This is a genomic window from Caballeronia sp. GAWG2-1 (assembly GCF_023631405.1).
GTDB lineage: Bacteria > Pseudomonadota > Gammaproteobacteria > Burkholderiales > Burkholderiaceae > Caballeronia.
Genome location: NZ_JALQDD010000006.1, coordinates 456,253 through 478,848 on the forward strand (window position 1 = coordinate 456,253; position 22,596 = coordinate 478,848).

Consider the following 22,596-nt stretch of genomic DNA (forward strand, 5'->3'; position numbering starts at 1 on the left):
CGAGCGGCTTGGCTGAATGGTGTCGTGGAAAACCGCGCACCCCAGCAGCGCGTCAACTCTCCCGATGCGGCCGATTCCGAAGACGAGGCAAATGCCGCCGGTCCGATGGCGCATTCAAAAACCCCGCCAGCACGTGTTCGAAGAGCGCAAGCGCACCCGGCATCAACCGATACCGACGCTCATAGAGCCGCGCCTGTCCGCCGCAAAACTTAAGCGCGTAATAGTCGGCAAGCAGGTTGCCTTGCGCTTCCATGTTGTAGTCCGCGAGACCTTTGTCGGCCGCGAGCGCATAGCGATAAGGCAGGCCGATACGAATCGCCCCGCGCAGCCTCACCCAATAGCCGAGCTGGAACTGCCACACATGCGTCATCTCGTGGATGAACCACATGCGCTCACCGAGGTCGCAGGCGGAGAAGTCGTGCTGGTAGCATGCGCGTGGAAAATAGAGGTTGCCGTTCGGCGACATCGCGGTGTGTCGCGGTTGCAGTCCGAACGGCAGATAGCCGCGAGCGTGAACGCGGACCGTCGAATAATCGATCGAAGCGCCGAACACGCACCGCGCCAGCGCGATCTCACCGGGCGTGAGCGGCCGTGCGCGTATCAAGGGCTTCGGCGTGTGAAACATGGTCGGGCGATCGGTCGTGCTAAAGCGTCATCCTAACCGGCTTTTCACCGGCCCTTGAAATAGCCCGTCCCGCCCATATATCGGACGAATTCTGCGCGTGTACGCGGCGCATGCCATGCAAGTGGCTTAAGATCGCACGCCGCGCATTCCGAACCGCATCTATAAAACTCAACCAGAGGACTCGACCATGGCGCAAGAAACCATGAGCTTTCAGGCGGAAGTGAAGCAGCTTCTGCAACTGATGATTCATTCGCTCTACAGCAACAAGGAAATCTTCCTGCGCGAGCTGATTTCAAACGCATCGGACGCGGCAGACAAGCTGCGCTTCGAGGCAATCGAAAACAGCGCGCTCTACGAGAACGATCCGGACTTGCGTATCCGCGTGTCGTTCGACAAGGCGGCGCGCACCGTCACCATCGACGACAACGGCATTGGCATGAGCCGCGAAGAAGCCATCTCGCATCTGGGCACGATCGCGCGCTCGGGCACGAAAGAGTTCTTCTCGAAGCTCTCCGGCGACCAGCAAAAGGACGCCGCGCTCATCGGACAATTCGGCGTGGGCTTTTACTCGGGCTTCATCGTCGCCGACAAGATCACGGTGGAATCGCGCCGCGCCGGTCTGCCGGCATCGGAAGGCGTGCGCTGGACGAGCGCGGGCGAAGGCGAGTTCGAAGTCGAGGATATCGAGCGCGCGCAACGCGGCACGACCATCACGCTGCATCTTCGTCCGGAAGAGGACGAACTGCTTTCGAGTCACAAGCTCAAGTCGATCATCCAGAAGTATTCGGATCACGTCGCGCTGCCCATTCTCATGAAGAAGGAAGAATGGGACGCCGAGAAGAGCGAGATGGTCGAGAAGGACGAAGACGAGACCGTCAATCAGGCGAGCGCGCTGTGGACGCGTAACAAGAGCGACATCACCGACGAGCAATACAAGCAGTTCTACCAGCATATTTCGCACGATCACGACGACCCGCTCGCGTGGACGCACAACCGCGTGGAAGGCCGCAGCGAATACACGCAACTGCTGTATGTGCCGAAGCACGCGCCGTTCGATCTGTGGAACCGTGAGCATCGCGGCGGCCTCAAGCTCTACGTAAAGCGCGTCTTCATCATGGACGATGCCGAGCAATTGCTTCCCGCGTATTTGCGCTTCGTGAAGGGCGTGGTCGATTCGGCCGATCTGCCGCTCAACGTCTCGCGCGAGATCCTGCAGGAAAGCCGCGACGTTAAGGCAATTCGCGAAGGCGTGAGCAAGCGCGTGCTGTCGATGCTGGAGGAAATCGCATCGTCATCGGCCGAAGCAACCGACGAAGCCGACCGAGAAAAGTACACGAATTTTTGGAAGGAATTCGGTCAGGTGCTGAAGGAAGGCATTGGCGAGGATTTCAGCAACCGGGATCGCATCGCGAAGCTGGTGCGTTTTGCGTCGACGCATAACGACTCCGACGTGCAAAACGTCTCGCTCGCCGATTACGTCTCGCGCATGAAGCCCGAGCAGACGAAGATCTACTACGTCACCGCGGACAGCTGGCAGGCCGCGAAGAACAGTCCGCATCTGGAAGTGTTCCGCAAGAAGGGCGTGGAAGTGCTGTTGCTGACGGATCGCGTCGACGAATGGATGCTCTCCTTCCTCAACGAATTCGACGGCAAGCCGCTGGCGAGCGTCGCGCGTGGCGACCTCGATCTGGGCGCGCTGAACGACGAGGAAAAGCAGCAGCAGGAAAAGGTCGGCGAGGAATTCAAGCCGCTCGTCGAGAAGATGAAGGAAGCGCTCGAAGGCAAGGCCAAGGACGTGCGCCTGACTTTCCGCCTGACCGATTCGCCGAGCTGTCTCGTGGCCGACGAAGGCGACATGAGCGGCTACCTGCAACGCATGCTGAAGGCAGCGGGGCAGAACGCACCGAAGATGGAGCCGATTCTCGAAGTGAACCCGGAACATCCGCTGGTGAAGGCGCTGCAGACCGATGGCGCGAATTTCGCGGATTGGTGTCATCTGCTGTTCGATCAGGCGTTGCTGGCCGAAGGCGGATCGCTGGAAGACCCGGCAAGTTTCGTGAAGCGGACGAATGCGTTGTTGTTGGCGCGTTGAGGTCGAGGGTTGGTTGTTGAGGTGAAGGACGCGCCGCCGAGTGAACGGCGGCGCGTTTTTTATGCGGCTACGACTTCTTGGCCCGCTCGGGCACGGAAGCGGACTGAAGCGTTGTCGTTAGCGCGCTTGAAGTCTCGACCTTTGGATGCGCGCTGCCGGAACGGACCGGCAGCGCGTATTTTTACTTGCGGTCCTTGTTGGATTGGGCGAGCACGGAAGCAGCTAGCGTCTTCGTTTCCTTCGAATACTTCGGGCTTTTCAGCACTTCGCTTGCCTTGTGCTCCATCGCGCCGCTTGTTTGCTTCGCGCTATGGGCCTGTGATAGAGCCGACGCGGCAAGACTCTTTTTGATCTCCGATGCTTTCGGATCATGAAGCGTCTCGGATGCCAAATGCGCCACCTTGTTCGACGTCTGCTTTGTGTTTTTAGACATTTAGATATCCTTTTATAAATGCGCTGATCGTGAAATCCACGGTCTGCAATTCAGTGTGCTGCGTTGCGCGCCGCCATTCCATACGATTTGTCCGAAGGGCCAGCGCGGTTTTATAATTAACGCCATGCTGACCTGCACCGATCCCGTCGACCGCCACTGGCGCAGCGCGCCGCTCGCATCGCTTACGGGGCATCAAAAAGACTGGCTCATACGCGGCGGCTCCCTGACCGCGCACTTGCGCGCGCTAGGACAAGTCACTGTGGAAGTGACGCGCGAATGCGTCGCCGCGCCGTGGCTTGACGAATGGCAAGCGCTCGGCGTCACGCCGCGCACGCCGGTGTGGACGCGCGAAGTCGCGTTGAAGGTCGATGGCGTCGCAGTTGTAGTCGCGCACAGCATCGTCGCGCTGTCGCACAGCACGGGCATCTGGCAATCGATGCGCCGCCTGCGCACCCGCCCGCTCGCCGAACTTCTTTACAGCGACAGCAGCGTGTCCCGTTCCGTACTCGCAAGCCGCGTCGTCACCGCGCGGCATCCGCTCCATGCGCTGGCCTTGCGCGAAACGCCGCCCGGACATGCTCTGCACGCGCGCCGCTCGGTATTCCTGCGCCACGGCGCGCCGCTCATGGTCACCGAATGCATGCTCGATGCGCTCTGGGCCCGGCTCGCGGAATCGGCAAGACCGCGGGGTGTTCATCATCGTGAGCATGCGCGGGCGTTCGAGCACCTGAGCTCGCATGCGAAGCGCGTCGCGGACGAGAAAGCCCGATGACGCTGACCGGATTCGCGCCCGTGGCCGACCGCGCCACGCATACGCTGATTCTCGGCAGCTTCCCGGGCGTCGCATCGCTGACGGCGACGCAGTACTACGCGCATCCGCGCAATCAATTCTGGCGGCTCGTGGGCGCGGTGATCGGCGAACCGCTGCATGAATTGAGCTACGAGGAACGTCTGCAACGCCTGCTCGCTCATCGGATCGGCTTATGGGACGTGCTCGCCGCATGCGAGCGCCAGGGCAGCCTCGACAGCGCAATCCGCAACGCCGCCGCGAACGACTTCCACGCATTTCACACGCGCTTTCCCGCGCTCGGGAAAGTCTGCTTCAACGGCAAGACTTCGGGCCGCTTCGAGGCGCAGGCGAGCGCCGCGGGTTACGCGACGCTCGTGCTGCCTTCGTCGAGCGCGGCCAATGCTATGCTCTCGTTCGACCAAAAACTGCGCGTCTGGCGCGACATTCTCAGCACACAATGAAGAATTTGATCAAGCGCGCATCCGCCGAAGCACGCGCGTTCGGCCGCAACAAGGACGCGGCGAAACAGGACCGCCGCCGCATCAAGGGCGATGACGACGATCTCGCCAACGCGCCGCGCATCGACGCGCCGCGTAAGCCGCGCTTCGCGCCCGTGACGTTCTCGGAAGAGGGCGGCGTGCGTTATCTGCACTTCGGCACTGAATGGATCCAGGGCGCGATGCGCATCAAAAAGCCCGATCACCTCGAACTCGAATACGCGCAGCAGATGATGGCGTGGCTGCTTTTCATCGAGACGCCGGCGCGCATCGTGCAACTCGGGCTCGGCTCGGCCGCGCTCACCAAGTTCTGCTATCGCTTCCTGAAACGCGCGCAAGTCGAAGCGGTCGAGTTGAATCCGGCGGTCGTGATCGCCGCGCGCGCCATGTTCGAGCTTCCGTACGACGACGCGCGCCTCACCGTCACCGAACGCGACGCGTGGGAGTTCGTCAACGACCGCGCGAACCACGGCACCATCGGCGCGCTGCAGATCGATATCTACGACGCCAGCGCGCGCGGTCCCGTGCTCGACAGCGTGTCGTTCTATCGCGCGTGCCGGGCGTGTCTCACACCGGATGCGGGCGTCGTCACGATCAACCTGTTCGGCGATCACCCGAGCTTCGTGCGCAACATGCGGCATCTGAACGAGGCATTCGCCCATCGCGTGATCGCGCTGCCGGAAGTACACGACGGCAACCGTATCGCGCTCGCCTTCGCCGGTCCCGCGCTCGACGTGCCGTTCGCCGCGCTCGAAGCCCGCGCCAGGCTGATCGAAGCGCAACTCGGCCTGCCCGCGCGCAAGTGGGTGAAAGGCCTGGCCGAAACCGCGAAGCTGCCGATGACCGGTTCGTTCGCCATCTGATTCCCGGATCCGCTCCAGCCAATCCAGGCAGGCCATCCCGGCGATTTTTACGATCTCATTTCTTATCAGGGGATTAGTCGGGATTCCCCCTGCTTGACCCGCGTTTTTCGGTCCATATACTCCTCCTGTTATTTCGGGGCGCTTTCAGCGGCGTGCCATGCAAGATGGCAACCGGCCTTTCGAGCGAGCGACCGACCGTCCTCGCCTGGCCGCGCAAAGCGAATGCTCAAAACAATAGGGAGACCGTCATGGCTCACGAAGCTGCGACCGGCACAGGACAACCACGCAACAAGCATTGGCTCTGGCTTCTGATCCTTCCATGGATCGGCGTGGTTTGGGTGCCGTTTTACAACAAGATCGAGCCGGTTCTGTGGGGCTTTCCGTTTTTTTACTGGTATCAGTTGCTGTGGGTGCTGATCAGCGCGGTCATCACGGCCGTCGTCTATAAGAAGACCAAGGCGCTGTCCTCGGGTCGTGCCACGCCCCGACAAGGAGCCCCGCGATGATGAATCTCACCGCGACTTTCGTCTTCGTCCTGTTCTTCGTCGGCGTGACGATTCTCGGCTTCATCGCCGCGCACTGGCGCAAGGGCGATCTCGGCCAGCTCGACGAATGGGGCTTGGGCGGCCGGCGCTTCGGAACCGTCGTCACGTGGTTCCTGCTCGGCGGCGATCTCTACACCGCGTACACCTTCGTGGCCGTGCCGGCGCTCGTGTTCGGCGCGGGCGCGACGGGCTTCTTCGCGCTGCCTTACACCATCCTGATCTATCCGTTCGCCTTCGTTGTGTTTCCGAAGCTGTGGAGTATCGCGAAGCGGCACGGCTACGTAACCGCCGCCGACTTCGTGCATGCACGCTACAACAGCCGCATGCTCGCGCTGGCGATCGCCGTGACGGGTATCGTCGCGACCATGCCGTATATCGCGTTGCAACTCGTGGGCATCGAAGTGGTGATCGGCGCGCTCGGCTTTTCGACGCAAGGGTTGCTCGGCGACATGCCGCTCATCATCGCGTTCGCGATTCTCGCGGCCTACACGTACACCTCGGGCCTGCGCGCGCCCGCGATGATCGCCGTGGTGAAGGACGTCCTGATCTACATCACCATCATCGCCGCGATGATCATCATTCCCGCGCAGCTCGGCGGCTTCGGGCACATCTTCGGGGTCGTGCCGCCCGCCAAGCTGCTCTTGAAGGCGCCCGATACCGCGAGCCTCAACGGCTACAGCGCGTACGCGACGCTCGCGGTGGGTTCGGCGCTCGCGCTGTTCCTGTATCCGCACTCGGTGACGGCGATTCTTTCGTCGAACTCGGGCAACACCATTCGCCGCAACATGGCACTGTTGCCCGCGTACTCGCTCGTGCTCGGGCTGCTCGCGCTGCTCGGCTACATGGCGCTTGCCTCGGGCGTGAAGGACATGCCGGAATACGCGTCGTACTTCAAGGCCTATGGCGCGAACTTCGCCGTGCCGGCGCTCTTTCTGCATTACTTCCCGTCGTGGTTCGTGGGCGTGGCGTTCGCGGCCATCGGCATCGGCGCGCTGGTGCCCGCGGCGATCATGTCGATCGCGGCGGCCAACCTCTACACGCGCAATGTGCATCGCGAGTTCGTCAACCGGTCGATGACGCCCGAGCAAGAAACCAACGTCGCCAAGCTCGTCTCGCTGATCGTGAAAGTGGGCGCGGTGGTGTTCATTCTCGCGCTGCCGCTCACTTATGCCATCCAGTTGCAACTGCTCGGCGGCATCTGGATCATCCAGACGCTTCCCGCGCTCGTGCTCGGTCTCTATACGCGCGTGCTGGATCATCGCGGTCTGCTGATCGGCTGGGCGGTGGGTATCGGCACGGGTACGTGGATGGCCGTGTCGCTGCAGCTCAAGGGCTCGATCTTCACGGTGCATATGTTCGGCTACGCCGTGCCGGGCTATGCGGCGGTGTGGGCGTTGATCGTCAATCTCGTGGTGTCCATCGTCGTGAGCCTGCTGGTACGCGCGCTCGGCCTCAAACGTTCGGATGACCGTACGCGTCCGGAAGATTATCTGGACATCGTGGAAGGTTGATCGCGCGATTTCTCCGCGTTTGATACCCTGAACGCCCGTAACCGCCTTCCGGCTGTTGCGGGCGTTTCGACTTCGGACCACGAGCGACCATGCCCTTACAGACTTCCGTGTCACCCCGGCGCATGCAGGCAAGGCGGCTCATGCACGGGCTCGCTTCGCCGTATTTTCGATACCGGCATGCGAACGTGATCCACGCGGTGCGCGTCGCGCTCGGCATGGCAACCTCGTTTCTGGTGACGACCGGCATCAACGTGCCGCATGGCGTGTGGGCGTCGGTGTCGCTGCTGGTCGTGATCGGCGGCTTACAGCACTACGGCAATATCCGCAAGAAAGCCGTTGAACGGGCACTGGGTACGGCGCTCGGCGCGGGCATCGGCCTCTTTTTGATCCTCGTGCATGCGCTGTTCGGCTCGCTCCTGCTGTTTTTCTTTCTAATGTCCCTGTTCGCGGGCGCGTGCGCCTACTACGCAATTGGCAAGGCGGGCTATGTCGCGCTGCTGACCGCGATCACAATGGTCATCGTCTCCGGTCATGGCGATCTTTCCTTCGATGTCGGGCTGTGGCGCACGGCCAATGTGATGATCGGCATTGCCATCGCGCTGGCGTTCTCGTTCGTGCTGCCGCAGTACGCAACGTATTCGTGGCGCTATCGGCTGGCGGACAACCTGCGCGAATGCGCGCGGCTTTACGGCGCATTGCTCGATGGCAAGCCGCTGTTGCCCGAGGAAACCACGCGGCGCTTTCTAGCGATGAGCCAGCGTCTCGTGCAGGCGCGCGGCTTGATGGAATCGGTCGCAAAGGAAACACATGTGCCAATTGCGCGGCTAGAGGAGATTCAGCGCCTGCATCGTTCGATCCTGGCGGCACTGGAAATGCTGGCTTCGTCGGCGGGGGAGAATTTCGGCATCGACTGCACGCCGCGTGAGCAGGAGGCGCGGCACAAGCTGCTGCGCATGTCGCGCGCGCTGCGTTTCGGGCGCGTGGGTCTTTTGCACCGACGCGTGGACCTGACCGTATTCACGCCGATGCCAGGAGAAGCGAACGAAAGGGATTTATCGACGCAGGGCATGCACTGGCTCGCCATGCGTTTTGCGGAGCAGGTGGAACGCCTGCGCTTGCGACTGAGTGAGATCGAGCGGCAGTGGAACATAGAAGGCGCACGGCCGCTCAACGATTGACTGTGCTCGTCTCGCGCCTTCAGTGAGCGGGCTGTCACGCCTGCGCGGGTGCTTCCTCGGTGGTATTGACCACGTTGATGAGCCAGGGCACGCCGAAACGATCCTTCAGCATGCCGAAGCCTGCCGTGAAGAAAGTGGCCTGCCACGGGGTCAGCACTTCGCCGCCTTCGACGAGCTGGGTGAACATGCGCTCGCCGGAAGCCGCGTCGTCGGCGGCGATGGACAGCGTGAAGCCCTGATAAGCCTTCGACGGCTGACCGAACTGGCCGTCCGACACCATGATGGCGTTAGGTCCCACGCTGAAGAGCGCGTGCATGACCTTGTCCTGCCATTCGGGCGGAACGCTCGCGCTGTCGGGCGTGTCGCGAAAGCGGATCAGCGCATGAATCTCCGCGCCGAGTGCGGTTTGGTACAGAGCGAGCGCGTCCGCGCAGTCGCCGTTGAAGAACACATAAGTATCGAGTTGCATGACTGACTTTTTAAGCTCTTACGTTTTGCCTCAGAGCCTCGCAGTCTATTGCAACGCGCGTTTATGGAAACTGGGAAAAGGTCAATTTAGGTCAAAATAAACGGGAATAGTGCGTTTACAGAAACACTGACCCATGACAACAAAATGGCGCAGTGTGAGTGCGCCATTTTGTTGTACTGCATGCGGGGAAGCGCCCGGCTTATTGAAGCGCGGTAATCAGCTTTTCGAGCTTTATTGCATCGGCAGCGAACGCGCGGATACCTTCCGCGAGTTTTTCGGTGGCCATGGCGTCGTCGTTGACGAGGAAGCGGAAGGTCGGCTCATCGACGCTGATCTTCTCGACGTTCTCGTTCTTGACCGAATCCGCGGAGAGCTTGCGCTCAACCTTCTCGTCGCTGTCGGCGAGTTTCTTCAGGAGATCGGGGCTGATGGTCAAAAGATCGCAACCCGCGAGTTCCGTGATCTGGCTCACCGTGCGGAAACTCGCGCCCATGACTTCCGTCTTGTAGCCAAACTTCTTGTAGTACGCGTAGATGCGGCGCACCGACTGCACGCCCGGATCGTTAGCGCCGCCCATTTTCGCTTCGTCCCATTCGGCGCCCGCCGACTTCTTGTACCAGTCGTAGATGCGGCCGACGAACGGCGAGATCAGTTGCGCACCGGCTTCCGCGCACGCGACGGCTTGCGCCAGCGAGAACAAGAGCGTCATGTTGCAGTGGATGCCTTCCTTTTGCAGCACCTCGGCCGCGCGGATTCCTTCCCACGTGGACGCCAGCTTGATCAGCACGCGGTCCTTCGAGATGCCCGCTGCGTCGTACAGCTTGATGATTTCGTGTGCCTTGTCGATTGAGCCTTTGGTGTCGAACGAAAGGCGTGCGTCGACTTCGGTCGATACGCGGCCCGGAATGATCTTCAGAATCTCGGTGCCGAACGCGACGAGCAGATTGTCGATGATCTGACCCATCGGCTTGTCCTTGTGCTCCTTGACGGTCTTCTCGAGCAGCGGTTTGTAGTCGTCCTTCTGCACGGCCTTCAGGATCAGCGACGGATTGGTCGTGGCGTCCTGCGGCTTGAACGCGACGAATTGCTGGAAGTCGCCGGTATCGGCGACGACGGTGGTGTATTGCTTGAGCTGGTCGAGAGCGGATGTCATGTCGAGTTGTCGGCGCAGTGCGCCTTGTCAATTGCGGTGGCCCGCGGTTTGCCCTTGAACGCGACGCCGCATGCGATGCTTCGGCTGCGGCGCGCCCCTGATTTCTCACTTCATCATTCTAGTCCCGCGCACGGGTTTCACGCTTGAAAGCGCGCACGCGGCATGCCCGGCTTCGACCGGAGCTGCACGGCGCGGTTTCTTACAGCGCGGTCACTCGATGCTGTACGCCAGCTCGTGCCAGCGCCGCACCGTGCCTGAACCGATCTGCCCGCGTGGAAAGCGCATGGCGCGTACTTCCTTGAGGGCGCGCGCGTCCTTGGCCGTATCGCCGCAACTTTTTTTGAGCACGACATCCTGGACGGTGCCGGTGTCGTCGAGCAGGACGCGAACGATCGTCTTGCGCTTTGTCGCGCCGGCGGAGATGCCGCGCGCCAGTAATTTGTCGATCAGAGACATGACGGTGATGCAGAAGTAGTTGCAATGTCTCGGCCAGATAATGCCGGCCGATACCGTCATTTTAGGCGCTCGGCCGGCGCGCATTAAGGATCAGATGCGTCACGACGCCCGCGATTAAACCCCAGAATGCGGAGCCGATCGACAGCAGGGTCAGCCCGGAAGCCGTCACCATGAACGTGACGAGCGCCGGCTCGCGCTGGCGCACGTCGTGCATGGCGTTGGCGAGTCCGCTCATGATCGAACCGAAAAGCGCGAGCGCCGCGACCGAAACGACCAGCGCTTTCGGGAACGCCGCGAACAGTGCAGCGATGGTCGCACCGAACGTGCCCGCGACGAGATAGAAAATGCCGCACCAGACCGCCGCCGTATAACGCTTGTCGCGATTTTCATGCGCTTCGCGGCCGGTGCAGATGGCGGCCGTGATCGCCGCGAGATTGACGCCGTGCGAGCCGAACGGCGCGAGCAGCAAGGAAGCGATGCCGGTGGTCGAAATGAGCGGCGCGGAAGGCGTGTCGTAGCCGTCGGCGCGCAAGACGGCGATGCCCGGCACGTTTTGCGAGGCCATCGCCACGATGAAGAGCGGAATGCCGATGCTCACGATTGCCGAGACGGAGAACGACGGCATCGTGAAAACGGGGTGTGCGAGCGCCACATGGAAGCGCGAAAAGTCGAGCAGTCCGAGCGAACCCGCGACGGCGATTCCGGCGATGAGCGTCGCCGGAATGGCGTAACGCGGCGCCAGGCGCTTGGCGATGAGGTACGTGAAGAACATCACTAGCACGAGCGCCGTCTGCATTTGCGCCGCTCGAAAAATCTCGATGCCGATTTCGAACAGAATGCCCGCAAGCAAGGCTGCGGCGATGCCCGACGGAATGCGCTTCATGAGCGTGTCGAACCAGCCCGTCACGCCGACCGCGGTCAGGAGCACCGCGCACACGATGAACGCCCCGATCGCCTCGCCATACGCCACGTTCGGCAGCGACGAGATGAGCAAGGCCGCGCCCGGCGTCGACCACGCGACGACGATAGGCGCGCGATAGCGCAGCGACAAGCCGATCGTGCACAGCGCCATGCCGATGGAAAGCGCCCAGATCCACGACGAAATCTGCGCGTCCGACAGATGCGCGGCCTGGCCCGCCTGGAACATCAGCACGAGCGAACTGGTGTAGCCGGTCATCATCGCGACGAAGCCGGCGACGATGGCGGAAAGGGAGGTATCGGCAAGCGGGCGAAGCGGGGCGGGCGTGGAGGAAGAGACGTTCATGCGTGGTGGATGGTTATTTGGACAGCGTGCGCATCGCGCTTTCGAGGCCTGCCATGGTGAGCGCGTACATGCGGTTGCCGAGGACATGGCGGATCGCGGAAACGGACTGGCGATATTCCCACAGCCGCTCGGGCTCCGGGTTCAGCCACGCATGATGCGGGAACTGATCGGCAAGACGCCGCAGCCACACCGCGCCGGCTTCGGCGTTGTTGTATTCGACCGAGCCGCCTGGTTGCAGCACTTCGTAGGGACTCATGGTGGCGTCGCCGACGAAGATCAGCTTGTAGTCCGGCGTGAACTTGTGCAGCACGTCGAAGGTCGGCGTGCGTTCGGCATGCCGGCGCCGATTGTTCTTCCACAGATAGTCGTACACACAGTTGTGGAAGTAAAAGAACTCGAGATGCTTGAACTCGGCCTTCGCCGCCGAAAAAAGCTCTTCGACGCGCTTGATGTGATCGTCCATGGAGCCGCCGACATCGAGCAGCATCAGCACTTTCACTTTGTTGTGGCGCTCCGGCACCATCTTCAGATCGAGCCAGCCGGCGTTGGCTGCCGTGCTGCGAATGGTGTCGGGCAAATCGAGTTCGTCCGCGGCGCCTTCGCGCGCGAAGCGGCGCAAGCGTCGCAAGGCGACCTTGATGTTGCGCGTGCCGATTTCCACCTGATCGTCGTAATCGGCATAGGCGCGCTCGTTCCACACCTTGACCGCGCTGCGCTCGCCGGGCGAATCGCCGCCAATGCGGATGCCTTCCGGGTTGTATCCGCCATGTCCGAATGGCGACGTGCCGCCCGTGCCGATCCACTTGTTGCCGCCTTCGTGGCGGTCCTTTTGCTCGTCGAGCAGTTCCTTCAGGCGCTCCATCAGCTTGTCGATACCGCCCATTGCCTCGATGCGCTTTTTCTCTTCCGGCGTGAAGTCGCGTTCGAGCCGCTTCTTGAGCCAGTCGAGCGGAACCTCGAAGGCTTCGTCGGGCAACTCGGTGATGCCATGAAAGTACGCGCCGAACGCGCGGTCGAACTTGTCGAAGTACTTCTCGTCCTTGACGAGCGCCATGCGCGCGAGGAAATAGAACTCGTCGAGCGAGGGCGAGATGACCTGGGCCTTCAGCGCTTCGAGCAAGGTCAGGTATTCCTTGACCGAGACGGGCAGCTTCGCGTCGCGCAGCGAGTAGAAAAAGTCGATCAGCATGGCGCGCTCTCCATAGCGAGGTGAATCAGCGGTCGAGCCGATACTTCAGATGCGCGCGCACCGCGGGCCATTCCGACTGAATGATCGAGAACACGACGGTATCGCGCAACACGCCGTCGCGTCCTATCTGATGGTTGCGCAGAATGCCGTCTTGCTTCGCGCCAAGCCCCGCAATGGCTGCACGCGAGCGGTGATTCATGAAATGCGTGCGGAACTCGACGGCGATCGCATCGAGCCTTTCGAAGGCATGCGTGAGCAGGAGCAGCTTGGCTTCGGTGTTGAGCGCGGTGCGCTGCACGCGCTTTGCATACCACGTATGGCCGATTTCCAGCCGCCGATGCGTTTCGTCGACCGCGAAATAGCGCGTGGAACCGACGACATCGCCGGTCTTCGCATCGATCACCGCGAAGGGATGCGCGCCAAGACGGTCGCGCATGTCGAGCGCTGTATCGATATATGCGCGCGTCTTGTCGGGCGACGGCACGAAGGTGTACCAGAGTTTCCACAACTCGCCGTCGGAAGCAGCGGCCGTGAGCGCGGCTTCGTGTTCGACGGTGAGCGGCACGAGCTTGACGTGCTCGCCTTCGAGCGTGACGGGTTCGATCCAGCGGCTCATGCGTGCTTTTTCCAGGGCTTGGTTAGCGGTTGTTGCGGTTCATGAACAGAAGCCGCTCGAATAGCGCGACGTCCTGTTCATTCTTCAGAAGCGCGCCGTGCAGCGGCGGCACGATCTGCTTTTGATCAGTCGAGCGCAGTGCTTCAGGCGGGATGTCGTCGGCGAGAAGCAACTTCAGCCAGTCGAGCAGCTCGGAGGTGGACGGCTTCTTCTTCAGGCCCGACACGTTGCGCAGTTCGAAGAAGCTCTGCATCGCGGCGGCGAGCAACTCCTGCTTGATGTCCGGGTAATGCACTTCGACGATTTCTTTCATCGTCTGCGCATCCGGGAACTTGATGTAGTGGAAGAAGCAGCGGCGCAGGAACGCGTCGGGCAGTTCCTTCTCATTGTTCGACGTGATGATGACGAGCGGCCGATGCCGCGCCTTCACTAGTTCCCGCGTCTCGTAGACATAGAACTCCATGCGGTCGAGTTCGCGCAGCAGGTCGTTCGGAAACTCGATATCGGCCTTGTCGATCTCATCGATCAGGAGCACCGTCTGTCGATCCGCTTCGAAGGCCTGCCACAGCACGCCCTTGACGATGTAGTTGCGGATGTCCTTCACGCGCTCGTCGCCGAGTTGCGAGTCGCGCAGGCGCGAGACGGCGTCGTATTCGTAGAGGCCTTGCTGGGCCTTGGTGGTCGACTTGATATGCCATTGCAGGAGCGGCATGCCGAGCGCGCTTGCCACTTCCTCGGCAAGCATGGTCTTGCCGGTGCCGGGTTCACCCTTGATGAGGAGCGGGCGTTGCAGCGTCACCGCGGCGTTCACCGCGAGTTTGAGGTCGTCGGTCGCGACGTATTGCGATGAGCCTTCGAAACGCATGACGAAGTCCGGGGAGGAAAAAAATCCCAGTATAAGTCAGAAGACCTTTTGGCATCGGGGCTTGCCGGGGTATCGTGTGAGCCGCTTCAGGCACGCCGGAGCACGCGCGCCGGCCCTGCATCCGAAGTCGGGCGAAGTCAATCGGAATGTTTGTGCAGGGACCAATTGTCGCAGGCGGGTGGGCTGCTTTTCAGCCGATTCCCCTTGTCAGCAGGGCTTTCGCGCGATCTCCCCTTGTGGACGGTGGGGAGGTCGCGCGGTACAATTAGCCCGATTTTTTTGGCCTGCGTGGCTAAATAGCGAAAACAGTCCCGAGAAGGTTGTGATGCGCTCGGCGCGGCCTTGGCCCCAGGCGGTAGAAGCGCGCCGGATTTCCCCTCATGCTAGGTTAGAAGCTATGAACAATTTTGTCGGCAAATGTGCCGTGATTGCAGCGCTGTCGGGTCTTGCCGGCTTCGCGACCCAGGCGTCGGCCGACGTCGTGGGCAACGCAAAGGCCGCTGAGGGCAAGGTCGCGATGTGCATCGGCTGCCACGGCATACCCGGCTATCGCACGGCGTATCCCGAGGTTTATGAAGTGCCCATGCTCGGCGGCCAGAACGCGCAGTACATCGCCAACGCGCTGCATGCCTACAAGAAGGGCGACCGCCACTTCGACACCATGCGCGCCATCGCGACTACCTTGTCCGATCAGGACATCGCCGATATTGCCGCGTACTACGCCGCGCAAACTCCCCAATCGAAGAACAATCCCGACAAGTGATCCGTGCTGTTTAGCGTTTGACTCGATGCGACGCGCGCGCACTCATGCGCCGACGTCGATACGGCAATCCGGTATTGCATGGACACAGGAGAATTCATGATGCCCTCTCAGGCACTCCACACAAGCTTCAAGGCGGCATGCGCGGCAGCGGCGCTCATCGGCATGGCGGCGTTGAATGTTGCGCACGCGGCGGACGTCGGCAACGGCAAGGCACTGTCCGAGAGCCACAATTGCTCGGCCTGCCACGGCCCTAACCTCAATAAACCAGTGAGCGGCGAGTATCCGCGTCTCGCGGGTCAGCATGCGAGCTATATCTACTGGGCGCTCCGGCAGTATCAGATTGGCGGCGGAAATCCGAATTTCGGCCGCAACAACGCCATCATGGCGGCGCAGGTGCAGAACCTGTCGCAGAGCGACCTGAAGGATCTCGCGGCTTATATCGAATCGCTCGATGGCAACCTCGTGCTGAAGAAGTAAGCGCGCTTCGGTTCGTTCGCATCAAACGAAACACCCCGCATCGAGCGGGGTGTTTTGCTTTGTCGCGCGGCTTCGAAGATGTTTAGTCCGGCGAAGTTAGTCCTTTGAAGCTCGACGCTCGATGAGCGCGAGATATGCGTCGGTATCTGGCGGCGTGTTGCTGCGCTGCGCTTCCCAGATCACCTGCCCGAGGCATTCCATGATGGCGTGCTGCGCCTCGTGCGTGGAACCGAGCCGCGCGGCCAGTCGCTCGTGCGCTCGACGAATGCCAGGCGGCTGATCGATCGACAACTGTTCGGTGATCGCAAGATGCATCGACAGATGCAGAAACGGGTTGCTCTGGCCGCGATCGGGTGAATAGTCCGCGCCTTGTGCTTCAGGATCGATGAGCGCGTCGTGATATTCCGGATGCTCGCGCATCCAGTCGGCGGCCATGCTTTCGAGCGGCGTGAGAATCTCGCTCGCGCGCTCCTTGCGCCAGGTTTCGGTGAAGAACTGACGAACTTCGTCGCGGCTAGGGTTGAACATAAGGTATTGATTCGATTGCGGGATTCAGACCGCTATTGTAGAGCTAGGGGTAGGAGTTCTGCTTGAGCGCTGGGGCAATTGGCGCTTGGCTGCCCGGCGATTCAAACCACCGGCGCCGGCGTCTTCGGCCGATATTCGCAAAGCGGCTCGATCGCGCAATGCCAGCACTCCGGCACGCGCGCCTTGCAGACGTATCGCCCATGCAGGATCAGCCAGTGATGCGCGTGCTGCAAAAATTCAACCGGGACATACTTCTCCAGCGCGGTTTCGACCGCCCGCACGTCCTTGCCCGGCGCCAGTCCCGTCCGATTGGCGACGCGAAAGATATGCGTGTCGACGGCAATGGTCGCTTGCCCGAACGCAATATTCAGCACGACATTCGCTGTCTTGCGTCCGACGCCTGGCAGCGCTTCGAGCGCCTCGCGATTGTCGGGCACCTCACCGCCGTGTTGCTCGATCAACATCCGGCACGTTGCGATCACGTTCTTCGCCTTGGTCCGATACAGCCCGATCGTGCGGATATAGTCCGTCACGCCTTCCTCGCCGAGCGCAAGCACTTTCCCGGGCGTGTTGGCGACGGGGAACATCTTGCGCATCGCCTTGTTGACGGAGACATCGGTGGCTTGCGCCGAGAGCATCACGGCGATCAACAGTTCGAATGGCGTCGTGTATTCGAGCTCCGTCTTCGGTTCCGGGTCGATGCTTTGCAACGTTTCGAAGATGGCGCGGCGCTTTTTGGCGTTCATCGGGAGTTCGGGGGATCGTTGTTCGCGTCTTCCTGCATGGCGAGCCGCCGGCGGCGCTCCTCGGCGGCATCGATCTGCGCTTGCACGGCGGGGCTTACGTTGTCCGTGTTCTTCGGGCCGGTGCCTGCGCGCGCCATCTCTTCCTTCTTCTTGCGTGCGCGGTCGAGCGCGGCCTGAATGATCGCGCGTTTCCTGGCTTCGGGGTCGTCGGCTTGCGCGGCGGCGCTTGCGGCTGCTTCAGGCTGTGCGGAAGATGCCGCCGCTTGCGCCCGACGTGCCGATGCACGCGCTTCGGCCGCCGCGCGCTCACGTTCGTCGCGCGCCACGCGCCGGTCGTGACGCTCGCGCGCCGCGTCGGCTTCCGGTTGAGACCACGCATTCCAGCCGGTGGCGTCGCCGGTCACGGGAATCATCGTGATGCAATCGACGGGGCAGGGCGGCACGCATAGATCGCAACCCGTGCACAGTTCGGGAATGACCGTATGCATCTGTTTCGCCGCACCGACGATTGCATCGACAGGGCACGCCTGCATGCAAAGCGTGCAACCGATGCACACGTTCTCGTCGATCACGGCAACGGGACGCGGACGTTCAACGCCATGCGTGGTGTCGAGCGCAATCACGGGCTTGTCGAGCAATCGAGCGAGCCGCGCGATGCCTTGTGCGCCGCCTGGCGGGCACTGGTTGTAGTTTGCATCGCCCGCGGCGATGGCTTCCGCGTAAGGCCCACAGGCGGGATAGCCGCACTTGGTGCACTGGGTCTGCGGCAGCAAATCTTCAATGCGCTCGGCGAGCGTCTTTGAAACGATAACGGTCACGAAGGGGTCGCGATATGGCTTGGGGAGTCGAGGCAGGGAGGAGCGCAAGAACGGCTCGACCACAATCAAACACGTATGACGGTTGCTCGCTGCCTGCATTCGGCGCGCTTATTCCGCTTTTGACGACGGTACGCGCTCGGGTTTAGGCGTCATTATCGCCGAAGTCGCAAATAGTCGTGCTGCGAACGCTTAATCCCAATTGCCAATGACGTGGCGATGTGCGCATAATCAAAGCGCTTTACCGTTTGACCGCAGGACGGTGTTCCCCAATAACCATGGGCAGCGCCCGTTCACGTCATGTACCCAAACGCGGGCCGCGTGACGCTCATCCGGACAACGCGGCTCCTGAATCATGCCACCATGAATCAGCCGAAAATCAAAAGAGATCCTGAAGGCACCCGTCGCCGTATCCTGCTGGCTGCTGCAGAAGAGTTTGCAGCGGGAGGACTGTTCGGCGCGCGCGTCGATCAGATCGCGCGCCGGGCCGAAACCAATGAACGCATGCTCTATTACTACTTCGGTAGTAAGGAGCAGCTTTTCACGGCAGTGCTTGAACACGCCCTCGGCTCGCTGGTGGAAGCCGAGCGCACGCTCGACCTCGACGGCGTGGCGCCCATCGAGGCCATCACGCGCCTTGCCCATTTTGTCTGGGATTACTACCGCGATCATCCGGAATTGCTGAGGCTGATCAACAATGAAAACCTGCACGAGGCGAAATACATCAAGAGCTCGAATCGCACGCGCGAACTGATCTCGCCCATGCTCGAAACGGTCACCGCAATTCTGGATCGCGGCCAAAAAGCCGGGCTTTTTCGAAACGATGTCGACCCGTTGAAGTTCTATATCACGCTGTCGGGGCTCGGCTACTACATCGTATCGAATCGATTTACGCTCGAAGCCACATTTGGACTCGACTTTAGCGAAACGTCGCAGCGCGAACAAATGGTGCGGATGAATACGGAATTGCTGCTTGCGTTTTTGACGCGTCGTTAATCGTCTGACACGCGGCCAATGAAAAAGTCGCGCCTGGAAACGGGCGCGACTTTTTGTCTTTTACGGAACCGGTTCTATAAACCGGCGCGTAGTCGTCTCGGTCACTGCATCTCAGGCCGGCACGGCTTCCTTCTTCGGCGCCTTGTCGTGTTCGAGAATAAACTCGCGCAGTTGCGGATACACCATCGTGCGCCAGCGGCGTCCGGAGAAGATGCCGTAGTGACCAGCTTTTTCCGCCGTGAAGTGCCGCTGATTCTGCGCGGGAATGCCCGTGCAGAGATCGTGCGCGGCGCGTGTCTGACCGCTGCCGGAAATGTCGTCCAGTTCGCCTTCAATGGTGAATAGGGCCGTCGCCGTGATGTCTTGCGGGCGCACGCGCTCGCCGTTCACGTCCCACGTGCCTTCGGCAAGACGGAACTCCTGGAACACGATACGGATGGTCTCCAGGTAATACTCGGCGGCCATGTCGAGCACGGCGTTGTACTCGTCATAGAAACGGCGATGCTGCTCGGCGTCGTCGTCGTCGCCGCGAAGAAGGTTCTGATAGAAGTCCCAGTGCGCGGTAAGGTGGCGCTCTGGATTCATCGCGACGAATCCCGCGTGCTGCAAAAAGCCCGGATACACCTTGCGGCCCACGCCCGGATAATTCGCCGGCACCGTATAGATGACGTTGTTCTCGAACCACTCGTACGAGTGCTCGTTGGCGAGCGAATTAACTGATGTCGGGCTGCGGCGCGCGTCGATCGGGCCACCCATCATGGTCATGGTGCGCGGCGTGTCTTCACCGCGACTCGCCATCAGCGAAATGGCGGCAAGCACCGGCACGGTCGGCTGACACACCGAAATGACATGCAGGTCCTTCGCACCGATATGGCGGATGAACTCCTGAATGTATTCGACGTAATCGTCCAGATGGAACGCGCCATTTTCGACCGGCACCATGCGCGCGTCCAACCAGTCGGTGATGTACACCTTATGGTCTTGCAAAAGCGTGTTCACGGTGTCGCGCAAGAGCGTTGAATGGTGCCCGGAAAGCGGCGCGCACACCAGCACGATAGGCTCGTCCTTCAGCTTGGTGACGGTGGCGCTGTCGTCGGCGAAGCGCTTGAAGCGCAGCAGACGGCAAAACGGCTTTTCGACAACCGTCTGCTCGACGATCGGAATGTTATGGCCGTCCTTCACGATCTGGTGAATGTCGAACTGCGGCTTTTCGTAGTCTTTGCCGAGCCGGTACAGCAATTCGTAGCCGGCGGCAAAACGGCTCGCGCCGGGAACATAGGAAAGCGGGCTCGCCGGATTCACAAACGACTTCGATGCGGCCTGGGCCCAGGCGGTGAGGGGCGACAACATGGCCCGCTGAACTTCGTGGATTTGGTAGAGCATGGTTGCCCCGTGAAAAACCGGTCTGCGTGTCGATCCCGGCAAGACTTCCGGCGATCAGGCTCAACGACGCTCGATAATCCCCGCGTGCGGCGGGCTGTCGCCGCACGCGAGGCACTGTCTCTTCCCTTACTGCAAACGTCTGATGCTTGATAGTGGGCAACTTCTGGGCATTTAACGACACGCCCGGCTCGGAGCTTGAGCCGAAGCAGAATTTTCTGCGCAGCAAACGCACGATTCCACTAAACGGTTAAAAATACCAGCTTTTGCTTCGCTACGCGCAACAGTTAAATTTTGTGCGTTGCACCAATCTTAACTGCATGGCATTCGTATTCCAAACACGACTTTGCCTATTTCTTAGCCATCGCGGCTTCCAGCGCTGGATTTGCCTTGAGATTTCCGTCTTTCGAGTCGCCAGCAGGTTGACCCGTCGCTTCGGCCATCTCTTCTTCGTGCCGCATCAGATTCATGCCGGTGTGCACCAGCGCCACGTGCGTGAAGGCCTGCGGAAAGTTGCCAACCATGCGCTTCGCTATCGTGTCGTACTCCTCGGCCAGAAGGCCTACGTCGTTGGCGAGGCCGACGAGACGCTCGAACATCCGATGCGCCTCATCGAGCCGCCCTTGCAGCGCGAGGTTGTCGACCAGCCAAAAGCTACAAGCCAGAAACGTGCCTTCTCCAGGCGGCAGACCATCGGCGACTTCGGTCGTGTGATAGCGCTTGACCAGCCCATCGTGCGTCAGAGTGGTTTCGATTGCATGTACGGTTCCGGCCACTCGCGGATCATCGGGCGGCAAAAAGCCGAGCAACGGGATCAGAAGGAGGCTCGCATCGAGCGCATCGCCGTCATACGTCTGCGTGAACGAATTGATTTGCGGATTCCAGCTTCTCGCGCAGACGGCGGCATGCACGCGCGCGCGCATCTCGCGCCAATGATCCACCGGACCTTCCAGATCGAACTTTTCCGCCGATTGAATCGCGCGGTCGTAGGCCACCCACGCCATCACCTTGGAGAACGTGAAATGCTTGCGGCCGCCGCGCACTTCCCAGATGCCTTCGTCGGGCATCTCCCAGACGGTGTCCAGGTGCTGAAGCATGGCGCACTGGATCGACCATGCGGTTTCGTCGCTTTGCAGGCCGCCGACGCGCGCGAGATGCAACGCGTTCATCACTTCGCCATAGACGTCGAGCTGCAACTGATTGACCGCGCCATTGCCGATGCGCACCGGTTGCGCGCCTTCGTAGCCCGGCAGCCAGGGAATCTCGTATTCGGGCAGACGCCGCTCGCCCGCGATGCCGTACATGATCTGCACCTGATCGGGCGAACCCGCCATCACGCGGCCCAGCCACGCGCGCCAGGCGCGGGCTTCGTCGTAGTAGCCGCCGCGCATCATCGCGAGCAGCGTGATGGTCGCGTCGCGCAGCCAGCAATAGCGATAATCCCAGTTGCGCGTGCCGCCGAGCTGTTCGGGCAGCGACGTTGTCGGCGCGGCAACGATGCCGCCGGTCGGCTCATACGCCAGCGCCTTGAGCGTAATGAGCGAACGGCGTATGGCGCTGGCCCACTTGCCCTTGAGTTCACTTTGGCTAGACCATTCGCGCCAGTAATTTTCGGTGCGTGCGAGTTGCGTGTGCGGATCGTGCGCGGGCGGCAGCCGCAAATGCGATTGCGAATAGCACAGCGAAAAGGGCACGCGTTCGCCCGCGCCAACGTCGAAGTACGCAGTCGTGCGCATGTTCTCGCCGACGAGATCCATGGGCGTGCGCAGCACGGCGAGATCGGGACCTGCAATCGCGCGAATGCCGCTTGCGTCGGGCAGGCGGCTGACCCACGGAATCGCCGAGCCGTAGTCGAAGCGCAGCACCAGTTCCATCTTCATGCGCACCGAGCCGCGTTTGCCCACGACGATGCGCACCAGTTCCGAATGACCGTTGCGCGAAGGCATGAAGTCGACGATCGTCACCGCGCCATCGGGCGTCTCGAAGTCGGTTTCGAGGATCAGCGTGTCTTCGCGATAACGACGCCGGATGACCGGCGCTTTACCGTCGGGCATTTCCGGCGCGAGCAGCCATCGGCCATGTTCGGGTGTGCCGAGCAACGCCGAAAAACACGAGGCTGAGTCGAAGCGCGGCCAGCAGAGCCAGTCTACGGAACCGCCACGGGAAATAAGTGCTGCGGTGTGGCCGTCGCCGACCATGGCGTAATCTTCGATCAATGCTGGCATGCGGACATCTTCCTGCTGGCGGCGCCCGAGAGCGCCGGGGTTGGAATGAGAACGACAGAGACGTGTAATACGCAATACGCGAACCCTTGGTCTGGCCGCATTCTGCCGCATTCGTTCACG

At 61.3% G+C, this 22,596-nt stretch carries 24 protein-coding genes; 10 read left to right on the forward strand and 14 right to left on the reverse strand.

Annotated elements, in window-relative coordinates:
* Positions 1-52: 52 nt before the first annotated feature.
* A complete protein-coding gene (locus NCR98_RS04505) occupies positions 53-625 on the reverse strand; it encodes a Rhs element Vgr protein (RefSeq protein ID WP_250525598.1) in 573 nt (190 codons plus the stop codon).
* A gap of 187 nt (positions 626-812) precedes the next feature.
* Here NCR98_RS04505 and htpG point away from each other — a divergent pair, with 187 nt between their 5' ends.
* Positions 813-2,717 carry a molecular chaperone HtpG gene (gene htpG / locus NCR98_RS04510; protein WP_250525599.1) on the forward strand — a complete coding sequence of 635 codons (1,905 nt, stop codon included), beginning with the start codon at positions 813-815 and terminating at the stop codon, positions 2,715-2,717.
* Positions 2,718-2,898: 181 nt separating this feature from the next.
* Here the strand turns inward: htpG and NCR98_RS04515 are convergent, their stop codons facing one another.
* Positions 2,899-3,150: a hypothetical protein gene (locus tag NCR98_RS04515; RefSeq protein ID WP_250525600.1), complete on the reverse strand. Its 252-nt coding sequence runs from the start codon at positions 3,148-3,150 to the stop codon at positions 2,899-2,901.
* A 124-nt stretch (positions 3,151-3,274) separates the two neighbouring features.
* Here NCR98_RS04515 and NCR98_RS04520 point away from each other — a divergent pair, with 124 nt between their 5' ends.
* The 6 genes from NCR98_RS04520 to NCR98_RS04545 all read left to right on the forward strand — a co-directional run bounded on the left by NCR98_RS04520 (position 3,275) and on the right by NCR98_RS04545 (position 8,534).
* Positions 3,275-3,922: a chorismate--pyruvate lyase family protein gene (locus tag NCR98_RS04520; RefSeq protein ID WP_250525601.1), complete on the forward strand. Its 648-nt coding sequence runs from the start codon at positions 3,275-3,277 to the stop codon at positions 3,920-3,922.
* Positions 3,919-4,401 carry a DNA-deoxyinosine glycosylase gene (locus tag NCR98_RS04525; RefSeq protein ID WP_250525602.1) on the forward strand — a complete coding sequence of 161 codons (483 nt, stop codon included), beginning with the start codon at positions 3,919-3,921 and terminating at the stop codon, positions 4,399-4,401. The genes NCR98_RS04520 and NCR98_RS04525 overlap by 4 nt, the downstream gene beginning before the upstream one ends.
* The gene (locus tag NCR98_RS04530; protein ID WP_250525603.1) at positions 4,398-5,300 is read left to right on the forward strand and encodes a class I SAM-dependent methyltransferase; all 903 of its coding nucleotides are present in this window, start codon (positions 4,398-4,400) and stop codon (positions 5,298-5,300) included. The genes NCR98_RS04525 and NCR98_RS04530 overlap by 4 nt, the downstream gene beginning before the upstream one ends.
* A gap of 248 nt (positions 5,301-5,548) precedes the next feature.
* Positions 5,549-5,806, forward strand: coding sequence for a DUF3311 domain-containing protein (locus NCR98_RS04535; RefSeq protein WP_244827500.1), 258 nt, complete (start codon positions 5,549-5,551; stop codon positions 5,804-5,806).
* Positions 5,806-7,356 (forward strand): monocarboxylate uptake permease MctP, encoded by a 1,551-nt coding sequence (gene mctP / locus NCR98_RS04540; RefSeq protein ID WP_244827999.1) that lies wholly within the window; start codon positions 5,806-5,808, stop codon positions 7,354-7,356. The genes NCR98_RS04535 and mctP overlap by 1 nt, the downstream gene beginning before the upstream one ends.
* An 89-nt stretch (positions 7,357-7,445) precedes the next feature.
* A complete protein-coding gene (locus NCR98_RS04545) occupies positions 7,446-8,534 on the forward strand; it encodes an FUSC family protein (RefSeq protein WP_250464166.1) in 1,089 nt (362 codons plus the stop codon).
* 34 nt (positions 8,535-8,568) lie between these two features.
* Here NCR98_RS04545 and NCR98_RS04550 read toward each other — a convergent pair whose 3' ends face one another.
* From NCR98_RS04550 to NCR98_RS04580, 7 genes are all read right to left on the reverse strand, one after another.
* Positions 8,569-9,003, reverse strand: a complete 435-nt coding sequence (locus NCR98_RS04550) for a VOC family protein (RefSeq protein ID WP_250525604.1) — start codon at positions 9,001-9,003, stop codon at positions 8,569-8,571.
* Positions 9,004-9,202: 199 nt separating this feature from the next.
* On the reverse strand, positions 9,203-10,156 hold the full coding sequence (gene tal / locus NCR98_RS04555; protein WP_244827503.1) for a transaldolase: 954 nt from the start codon (positions 10,154-10,156) through the stop codon (positions 9,203-9,205).
* Positions 10,157-10,366: 210 nt separating this feature from the next.
* Positions 10,367-10,612 carry an energy transducer TonB family protein gene (locus NCR98_RS04560; RefSeq protein WP_250525605.1) on the reverse strand — a complete coding sequence of 82 codons (246 nt, stop codon included), beginning with the start codon at positions 10,610-10,612 and terminating at the stop codon, positions 10,367-10,369.
* 61 nt (positions 10,613-10,673) lie between these two features.
* Positions 10,674-11,876, reverse strand: a complete 1,203-nt coding sequence (locus tag NCR98_RS04565) for a benzoate/H(+) symporter BenE family transporter (RefSeq protein ID WP_250464170.1) — start codon at positions 11,874-11,876, stop codon at positions 10,674-10,676.
* Between the two features lie 13 nt (positions 11,877-11,889).
* Entirely contained in the window at positions 11,890-13,065 is a 1,176-nt protein-coding gene (locus NCR98_RS04570) for a vWA domain-containing protein (RefSeq protein WP_250525606.1), read from the reverse strand.
* Positions 13,066-13,090: 25 nt separating this feature from the next.
* Positions 13,091-13,681: a GNAT family N-acetyltransferase gene (locus tag NCR98_RS04575; RefSeq protein ID WP_244827507.1), complete on the reverse strand. Its 591-nt coding sequence runs from the start codon at positions 13,679-13,681 to the stop codon at positions 13,091-13,093.
* 22 nt (positions 13,682-13,703) lie between these two features.
* Entirely contained in the window at positions 13,704-14,546 is an 843-nt protein-coding gene (locus NCR98_RS04580; protein WP_244827508.1) for an AAA family ATPase, read from the reverse strand.
* A 397-nt stretch (positions 14,547-14,943) separates the two neighbouring features.
* Between NCR98_RS04580 and NCR98_RS04585 the strand changes: the two genes are divergently transcribed.
* On the forward strand, positions 14,944-15,309 hold the full coding sequence (locus tag NCR98_RS04585; protein ID WP_061121774.1) for a c-type cytochrome: 366 nt from the start codon (positions 14,944-14,946) through the stop codon (positions 15,307-15,309).
* Between the two features lie 96 nt (positions 15,310-15,405).
* Entirely contained in the window at positions 15,406-15,786 is a 381-nt protein-coding gene (locus tag NCR98_RS04590) for a c-type cytochrome (RefSeq protein ID WP_244827509.1), read from the forward strand.
* A gap of 96 nt (positions 15,787-15,882) precedes the next feature.
* On the opposite strand, the gene NCR98_RS04595 is transcribed toward NCR98_RS04590, so the two are convergent.
* The 3 genes from NCR98_RS04595 to rsxB form a co-directional block, all read right to left on the reverse strand.
* Positions 15,883-16,314, reverse strand: coding sequence for a DUF1841 family protein (locus NCR98_RS04595; protein ID WP_250464171.1), 432 nt, complete (start codon positions 16,312-16,314; stop codon positions 15,883-15,885).
* Positions 16,315-16,415: 101 nt separating this feature from the next.
* Positions 16,416-17,060 (reverse strand): endonuclease III, encoded by a 645-nt coding sequence (nth, locus tag NCR98_RS04600; RefSeq protein WP_244827511.1) that lies wholly within the window; start codon positions 17,058-17,060, stop codon positions 16,416-16,418.
* Entirely contained in the window at positions 17,057-17,977 is a 921-nt protein-coding gene (gene rsxB, locus NCR98_RS04605; protein WP_502799711.1) for an electron transport complex subunit RsxB, read from the reverse strand. Before rsxB ends, nth begins: the two co-directional genes overlap by 4 nt.
* A 261-nt stretch (positions 17,978-18,238) precedes the next feature.
* On the opposite strand from rsxB, the gene NCR98_RS04610 reads away from it, so the two are divergent.
* Positions 18,239-18,871, forward strand: a complete 633-nt coding sequence (locus NCR98_RS04610) for a TetR/AcrR family transcriptional regulator (protein ID WP_244828000.1) — start codon at positions 18,239-18,241, stop codon at positions 18,869-18,871.
* Between the two features lie 111 nt (positions 18,872-18,982).
* On the opposite strand, the gene NCR98_RS04615 is transcribed toward NCR98_RS04610, so the two are convergent.
* Complete coding sequence (locus tag NCR98_RS04615) at positions 18,983-20,254, reverse strand: polyhydroxyalkanoate depolymerase (RefSeq protein ID WP_250464175.1); 1,272 nt, start codon at positions 20,252-20,254, stop codon at positions 18,983-18,985.
* 347 nt (positions 20,255-20,601) lie between these two features.
* Complete coding sequence (locus tag NCR98_RS04620; RefSeq protein WP_250525608.1) at positions 20,602-22,476, reverse strand: glycoside hydrolase family 15 protein; 1,875 nt, start codon at positions 22,474-22,476, stop codon at positions 20,602-20,604.
* Positions 22,477-22,596: the final 120 nt, after the last annotated feature.

Excerpts from the sequence above, each read along its gene's own strand:
- NCR98_RS04515 (WP_250525600.1), bottom strand. The coding sequence starts at position 3,150 with ATGTCTAAAAACACAAAGCAGACGTCGAACAAGGTGGCGCATTTGGCA.
- rsxB (WP_502799711.1), bottom strand. The coding sequence starts at position 17,977 with ATGCAGGCAGCGAGCAACCGTCATACGTGTTTGATTGTGGTCGAGCCG.
- NCR98_RS04545 (WP_250464166.1), top strand. The coding sequence starts at position 7,446 with ATGCCCTTACAGACTTCCGTGTCACCCCGGCGCATGCAGGCAAGGCGG.
- NCR98_RS04520 (WP_250525601.1), top strand. The coding sequence starts at position 3,275 with ATGCTGACCTGCACCGATCCCGTCGACCGCCACTGGCGCAGCGCGCCG.
- NCR98_RS04620 (WP_250525608.1), bottom strand. The coding sequence starts at position 22,476 with ATGCCAGCATTGATCGAAGATTACGCCATGGTCGGCGACGGCCACACC.
- NCR98_RS04575 (WP_244827507.1), bottom strand. The coding sequence starts at position 13,681 with ATGAGCCGCTGGATCGAACCCGTCACGCTCGAAGGCGAGCACGTCAAG.
- NCR98_RS04570 (WP_250525606.1), bottom strand. The coding sequence starts at position 13,065 with ATGCTGATCGACTTTTTCTACTCGCTGCGCGACGCGAAGCTGCCCGTC.
- NCR98_RS04590 (WP_244827509.1), top strand. The coding sequence starts at position 15,406 with ATGATGCCCTCTCAGGCACTCCACACAAGCTTCAAGGCGGCATGCGCG.
- mctP (WP_244827999.1), top strand. The coding sequence starts at position 5,806 with ATGAATCTCACCGCGACTTTCGTCTTCGTCCTGTTCTTCGTCGGCGTG.
- NCR98_RS04505 (WP_250525598.1), bottom strand. The coding sequence starts at position 625 with ATGTTTCACACGCCGAAGCCCTTGATACGCGCACGGCCGCTCACGCCC.
- nth (WP_244827511.1), bottom strand. The coding sequence starts at position 17,060 with ATGAACGCCAAAAAGCGCCGCGCCATCTTCGAAACGTTGCAAAGCATC.
- NCR98_RS04565 (WP_250464170.1), bottom strand. The coding sequence starts at position 11,876 with ATGAACGTCTCTTCCTCCACGCCCGCCCCGCTTCGCCCGCTTGCCGAT.
- NCR98_RS04535 (WP_244827500.1), top strand. The coding sequence starts at position 5,549 with ATGGCTCACGAAGCTGCGACCGGCACAGGACAACCACGCAACAAGCAT.
- NCR98_RS04550 (WP_250525604.1), bottom strand. The coding sequence starts at position 9,003 with ATGCAACTCGATACTTATGTGTTCTTCAACGGCGACTGCGCGGACGCG.
- NCR98_RS04525 (WP_250525602.1), top strand. The coding sequence starts at position 3,919 with ATGACGCTGACCGGATTCGCGCCCGTGGCCGACCGCGCCACGCATACG.
- NCR98_RS04560 (WP_250525605.1), bottom strand. The coding sequence starts at position 10,612 with ATGTCTCTGATCGACAAATTACTGGCGCGCGGCATCTCCGCCGGCGCG.
- NCR98_RS04615 (WP_250464175.1), bottom strand. The coding sequence starts at position 20,254 with ATGCTCTACCAAATCCACGAAGTTCAGCGGGCCATGTTGTCGCCCCTC.
- tal (WP_244827503.1), bottom strand. The coding sequence starts at position 10,156 with ATGACATCCGCTCTCGACCAGCTCAAGCAATACACCACCGTCGTCGCC.
- NCR98_RS04585 (WP_061121774.1), top strand. The coding sequence starts at position 14,944 with ATGAACAATTTTGTCGGCAAATGTGCCGTGATTGCAGCGCTGTCGGGT.
- htpG (WP_250525599.1), top strand. The coding sequence starts at position 813 with ATGGCGCAAGAAACCATGAGCTTTCAGGCGGAAGTGAAGCAGCTTCTG.
- NCR98_RS04580 (WP_244827508.1), bottom strand. The coding sequence starts at position 14,546 with ATGCGTTTCGAAGGCTCATCGCAATACGTCGCGACCGACGACCTCAAA.
- NCR98_RS04530 (WP_250525603.1), top strand. The coding sequence starts at position 4,398 with ATGAAGAATTTGATCAAGCGCGCATCCGCCGAAGCACGCGCGTTCGGC.
- NCR98_RS04595 (WP_250464171.1), bottom strand. The coding sequence starts at position 16,314 with ATGTTCAACCCTAGCCGCGACGAAGTTCGTCAGTTCTTCACCGAAACC.
- NCR98_RS04610 (WP_244828000.1), top strand. The coding sequence starts at position 18,239 with ATGAATCAGCCGAAAATCAAAAGAGATCCTGAAGGCACCCGTCGCCGT.